The organism is Roseiarcus sp. (assembly GCF_052145395.1).
Taxonomy (GTDB): domain Bacteria; phylum Pseudomonadota; class Alphaproteobacteria; order Rhizobiales; family Beijerinckiaceae; genus Roseiarcus.
Genome location: NZ_JBKQOT010000917.1, coordinates 1 through 3,104, shown reverse-complemented (window position 1 = coordinate 3,104; position 3,104 = coordinate 1). Strand labels below are relative to the sequence as shown.

Genomic DNA, 3,104 nt, shown 5'->3' with positions numbered 1-3,104 from the left:
CAGCTCGCCCGCTTTCGCCATAGCGGCCGACCGGCCCGCGCCTTCGTTCAATCCGGCTTATGTGAGGTCGCCCTCCGTGACGCCCAACTCTCGCGTCGGCGACCTCACATAACCCTCCAGATTCCGACCGATCGGCCTCATCAAGAGTGACTGCTTCTCGCCCGTTTTTGAGCCTTCTCCGGGGCGCGCGACGGGTAAGCAGGAACGCGAAGGCCGGGCCTGTCTCAAAATCGTGGGGTTCACAGCCCCATGCGAGACAGGAGAGCGCCCTCGCAGGAACTTCACCGAAGCCGAAGTTCGCGGCTATGCAGACATCAAGCAAATCGTGCGAAACTCCGATAGCCGCGAAGCTTGAGTTTCGTGTGTGGACGCCCTGTTGGATCCAAGGGGTTTCTTGAGGCTCAGGCGTGTGGTCAGGCTCATCGTGTGTCGGGTCCAGCCTGCTTTCCCGACCAATTGGTCATTTTGACCGAATCGAGTATATGAGTCGCTAGGAGCTCAGGCCAATGGCGAATATCAATCTCGAGCGGCGCGCGGAAATCGGCCGGGAGAAACGGGCCCGGACACGGTTGCAACTGATGACCGCGGCGAAGGCGCTCTTCTCGAAGCGGCCGTGGGAGTCAGTCACGATCGACGAGCTTGTGCGAGAGGCGGGGGTCGCGAAGGGCACCTTCTACAGCCATTTCAATGATCTTGAGGAACTCGCCGCGGCGGTCGCCGACGACCTCATCAACGCCTTCGACGCAATGATTCAGCCTGAGCGTCTATCGATATCCGATCCGATTCTCCGGATCGCGTTCGGCTGCGACGCCTTCCTCAGGCAGTCCCTGTCGGACCGCTCCTGGGCTTTGCTCGCAACGCGAATGGCGAGGTCGCATCCCAGAGTGGGACTTCTCGTGCGGGGCCGGCTTTCGGACGACCTGCGCGACGCGCTCGACAAATCCCCGCAGGCGGGACTCACGCCGGAATTGGGCGTCGAAATGATCATTGGGATTGTTCTTCAGGTGGCGGCGGCGATCGGCGACAGACGGTTCGACGATCACCACCGGCCTGAGGCGCTTCGATGCATGCTCGCCGCGATCGGCGTCGGCAGGCGCGACGCCGCGTCCATCGTCGCTCGGGTCGCTCGCGTGAGGGGTTCCGTTCCGCGCGACATCCTGATGGGCGGAAGTCCAGCAGGCGGCTCTTCGAGCGCCACTGAATCCGCTTGAGCGACGTCGGCTCCGGTTGCCCTTTCGGACGCAACTTCGTGACCGCATCGTGATTGTGTCGAGAACGCAAAAGGCGGACTCGAACGCGGCGAGCCTCGGACGGCGCTCACCGCACGGGCGCGGTCGCGAAGCTGATTGCTCATCTCAGATTGGATTCCTCGTCGACGCGGAGCCTGCGTCTCCCGTCGCAGCCGCGGCCTCATGTGCGCGCCGCGCCGCATATTCTGCATCTTGCGCGTTGACGCCGAGCGCACGCAGGATCCCCTGAACGACGTCCGGCACGTCGCCGGGCGAGAGCCGCGCTTCGCTCGCCGAGCGCATGGCCTGAACGACAACGCCGACGACGAGATCGAAACCGACCTCCTCCGAAAAGCAGGCCAGACGATCCTGGCTTTGGCCGCGCCGCAAGTCTGCGGTCAGTCGCTCTCGGGCGACGCGCGCGACTGCCGGAAAGGCCCACAGGCCATGAGCGATGAGCGCTCCCCAGGGCGGATTGCGCTGAGCCTCACCGATGAAGGCCGCGCAGCCAGCGGCGATTCCCTCGACCGGGTCGACAATGGCGGGCCGGTTTGCACGAGCGACTTCGTCGAAAACTTGCGCCAGTTCCGCGGCGACAGCGTTCCACAGATCCTCCAGGCGACTGAAGTGGGAATAGAAGGCGCCTTTCGACGTCCCCGCCCGTCTCGTCACGTCTTCGACGGTGACGGAGGCGGTCGACCGGCTCGTCAAGAGGACGCGGGCGGCTTCGACGAGCTGCGCTCGGGTCCGGGCGCGCCGCTCCCGGCCGATTTGAGCGCGCCGATTCAGGTCGACCTTGTTCAAAGCCTCCCCTTCCTTCGTCAGACGAGAAATTCATATTGACTACTTAGTCGATTTGACGTAAGAGGGCAACGTGAATTTACGGCTGGCGACGGCTGGGATGCGGAGCAAGCCCGGATGCGCGCTGAGGCCGCAGGCGACAAAGCGAGCTGGCCTTTCGTCGGCACGGAAGCCGTCACTCGGGCGGCGAAGCGAACACATCGACGCCGATATCGGCCAAATGGCCCGCGAGAGCGGCGGACGGTCGAGGCGCGATTGGCTCTTGGTTTGGAGGCTGGAGGCGAGGCATGAAGCTCCAACGGTCTGTGGTTATCCTGGCGGCGGCGGTCGTCGTGATCGGCGGCGGCGCCGCGGGTTACTTCGCGTGGAGACAGTACGAGGCCTCGCAGCTGCCCGCAGGCATCGTAACCATCAACGGCCGGGTCGAGGCGACCCAGGTCGACATCTCGACGAAGGTTCCTGGGCGGGTCGTCGAGATCGTGCCGCACGAGGGCGACATGGTTTCTCCTGGGGAGGTCGTCGCCCGGATCGACACCTCCGAAACCGAGCCGCAGCTGCGCCAGGCGCAAGCCTCGGCCGCTCTCGCCCGCCAAACGGTCGCAACCCGTCAGGCGGACGTCGCCAGCGATGAGGCCCAGTCGGAATTCGCCAACGAGGAGCTGCGACGCACGTCAACGCTCGTCAACAAGGGCTGGTCCACCCACGAACTCCTCGATCAGCGCAACGAGCAGCTGAAAAGCGCCGATGCGGCGCTGAAGGCGGCGCAGTCGCAGGTCAACGAGGCCATCGCGGCTGTCAAAACCGCTGACGCCAGGGTCGCAGAGCTGCAGGCGGTGATCGACGATTCGGCGATCAAGTCGCCGGTCCAGGGCCGGGTGCAATATCGCCTTGTCGAGCCGGGGGCGGTGCTTCCGCCAGGCGGCAAGATCGCGACGGTGATCGACCTCTCGGACGTCTACACGACTGTGTTTCTTCCCGCTCCGCAGGCTGGCCGGCTCAAAGTCGGGAATGACCCTGACGCCGCGCGCCTCGTCATGGACGCCTACCCGGAATACGTTTTCCCCGCCTCGGTCT

At 64.7% G+C, this 3,104-nt stretch carries 3 protein-coding genes; 2 read left to right on the top strand and 1 reads right to left on the bottom strand.

Annotated features, from left to right (window positions below; translation table 11 throughout):
- Positions 1 to 506 precede the first annotated feature (506 nt).
- Complete coding sequence (locus ACLP25_RS31735; protein ID WP_442473061.1) at positions 507 to 1,211, top strand: TetR/AcrR family transcriptional regulator; 705 nt, start codon at positions 507 to 509, stop codon at positions 1,209 to 1,211.
- A gap of 144 nt (positions 1,212 to 1,355) precedes the next feature.
- Here the strand turns inward: ACLP25_RS31735 and ACLP25_RS31730 are convergent, their stop codons facing one another.
- Positions 1,356 to 2,033 (bottom strand): TetR/AcrR family transcriptional regulator, encoded by a 678-nt coding sequence (locus tag ACLP25_RS31730; protein ID WP_442473060.1) that lies wholly within the window; start codon positions 2,031 to 2,033, stop codon positions 1,356 to 1,358.
- A gap of 284 nt (positions 2,034 to 2,317) precedes the next feature.
- Between ACLP25_RS31730 and ACLP25_RS31725 the strand changes: the two genes are divergently transcribed.
- On the top strand, positions 2,318 to 3,104 hold a 787-nt coding region (locus tag ACLP25_RS31725; RefSeq protein ID WP_442473059.1), incomplete at its 3' end, for an HlyD family secretion protein.

Excerpts from the sequence above, each read along its gene's own strand:
- ACLP25_RS31735 (WP_442473061.1), top strand. The coding sequence starts at position 507 with ATGGCGAATATCAATCTCGAGCGGCGCGCGGAAATCGGCCGGGAGAAA.